3 protein-coding genes are annotated in these 2,027 nt (G+C 69.4%); 2 read left to right on the plus strand and 1 reads right to left on the minus strand.

From position 1 onward, the window contains the following. Nucleotides 1-658: S41 family peptidase (locus P409_RS39615; protein ID WP_202964884.1), on the plus strand; the 658-nt coding region annotated here is incomplete at its 5' end. A gap of 118 nt (nt 659-776) precedes the next feature. Next, nucleotides 777-1,571 carry an undecaprenyl-diphosphate phosphatase gene (locus tag P409_RS32795; RefSeq protein ID WP_034848579.1) on the plus strand — a complete coding sequence of 265 codons (795 nt, stop codon included), beginning with the start codon at nt 777-779 and terminating at the stop codon, nt 1,569-1,571. A 10-nt stretch (nt 1,572-1,581) separates the two neighbouring features. Here the strand turns inward: P409_RS32795 and P409_RS32800 are convergent, their stop codons facing one another. Continuing rightward, the gene (locus tag P409_RS32800) at nt 1,582-1,917 is read right to left on the minus strand and encodes a hypothetical protein (protein WP_152613674.1); all 336 of its coding nucleotides are present in this window, start codon (nt 1,915-1,917) and stop codon (nt 1,582-1,584) included. Nucleotides 1,918-2,027 lie beyond the last annotated feature (110 nt).

Consider the following 2,027-nt stretch of genomic DNA (forward strand, 5'->3'; position numbering starts at 1 on the left):
AACCGACGCCCTGCCGCTGTCCCTGCAGCATGGCGACCGGTCCTACTGGCAGGCCTATCCCGACCCCGCCACCCTGTTCGTGGAGCTGCGCAGCGTCAGCGACGACCCCGGCAGCAGCCTGGCCGAGTTCCTGGCCGGAGTGGTGGAGGAGGCGGCCCGGCGTCGGCCGCGGGCGGCGATCATCGACCTGCGCGCCAACCCCGGCGGCAATTACGAGCTGACGGCCGAATTCACCCGGCGCCTGCCGGAAGCGCTGGGGCCGGACGGCCGGATCTATGTCCTGACCGGGCCCGACACCTTCTCCGCCGCCATTACCACCCTGGCGCGGCTGAAGCATTTCGCCCAGGGCGATGTCGAGATCGTCGGCCAGCCGATGGGCGACTTCACCGCCTTCTGGGCGGAGGGCGGGCGCATGACCCTGCCGAATTCCGGCCTTTCCATCCGCTACGCCAGCGCGTTCCATGACTGGGAGCATGGCTGCGGGCTGGCGCAGATCGGACGCTGCTTCTGGCTGAACTACGTCTACGGCGTCGCCGCGGGCGACCTGTCGCCGACCATGCCGACCGGCTTCACCTTCGCCGACTACCGGGCCGGGCGCGACCCCGCCTTCGACGCCATCGCCATCCGCCGCGGCACCGCGCGTCCGGCCGGCGGCTGAGGCCGGGCCTGCGGCGGGTTACGAAACTTTAACCGCCGCCACGGGTTGAAGCCGGGTTCCCAAACCCGCCGGCTTCGTTCACAAGCGGGGCGGGCCCGTTTCACCCCGGAGCACTGTCTTGGACTATCTGAGCGCGATCATCCTCGGGGTGATCGAGGGCATCACCGAATTCCTGCCGATCTCGTCGACCGGCCATCTGATCATCGCCGAGCACTGGCTGGGCGAGCGCTCGGACACCTTCAACATCGTCATCCAGGCCGGCGCCATCCTGGCCGTGACCATCATCTACTGGCGCCGGATCTTCGACCTGGTCGTGGGCTGGCGCCGGCCGGAGAACCGGCGCTACGGCATCCGGCTGCTGCTGGCCTTCGTGATCACCGGGGTGCTGGGCCTCGCCGCCAAGAAGGCGGGCTTCACCCTGCCGGAGACCATCCTGCCGATCGCCATCGCGCTGGTCGTCGGCGGCATCTGGATGATCTGGGCCGAGCAGCAGGCGGCGAAGCTGCCGGACAGCCACAAGATCACCTGGCTGGTGGCCATCGTGGTCGGCCTGGCCCAGTTCGTGGCCGGAATCTTCCCCGGCACCTCGCGCTCGGCCGCCACCATCTTCGCCGCCATGCTGGCCGGTGCCAGCAACCGCGCCGCGGCCACCGAATTCGCCTTCCTGGTCGGCATCCCGACCATGTACGCGGCCAGCGCCTATGAGCTGTACGGCCAGTTCAAGCAGGGCGGGGCGCATGAGGATTGGGGGGCGCTGGGCGTGGCCTTCGTGGTCTCGACCATCACCGCCTTCGTCGCGGTGAAGTGGCTGCTGGGCTATATCCAGACCCACCGCTTCACCGCCTTCGCCATCTACCGCATCATCTTCGGCGCGCTGCTGCTCGGCGCCGCAGCGCTGGGCTGGATCGCCTGACCGGGCAGTCCTAGCGCCGGCTGCCGCGGTCCCAGTTGCCGTAGCCGCCATATCCGTAGCGCGGATAGCCATAGCCGTAGCGCGGATAGCTGTAGCGTGGATAGCGGTAGTAGCGTGGATAGTACCCGCTGTAGCCGCGCGGCCGGCTATAGTTGTAGTAGGGGCGGTACGCGTAGGGCCGCGAATAGCCGTAATAGCCGCCCGGCGCGACATAGGCGTAGTCGTCATAGCCGTAGGTGTCGTAGCCGGCATAGCCGACCGGATAGGCATAGCAGCCGCCGAGGCCGGCCGCGGCCGCCGCCAGGGCACCGGCCAGCATCAGCCGGCGCAGAGGTGTCCGAGACATGACCTGACACTCCATCAGGCCGCGGCTGGCGCTGCGACGGCGTCGCGGCGTCCCCCCGCGGCGTGACGAATCAACGCGGCGCGGCCTGTCCGGTTCCGCCGGCTCCGGCC

Source organism: Inquilinus limosus MP06 (assembly GCF_000767795.1).
Taxonomy (GTDB): domain Bacteria; phylum Pseudomonadota; class Alphaproteobacteria; order DSM-16000; family Inquilinaceae; genus Inquilinus; species Inquilinus limosus_E.

Excerpts from the sequence above, each read along its gene's own strand:
- P409_RS32800 (WP_152613674.1), bottom strand. The coding sequence starts at position 1,917 with ATGTCTCGGACACCTCTGCGCCGGCTGATGCTGGCCGGTGCCCTGGCG.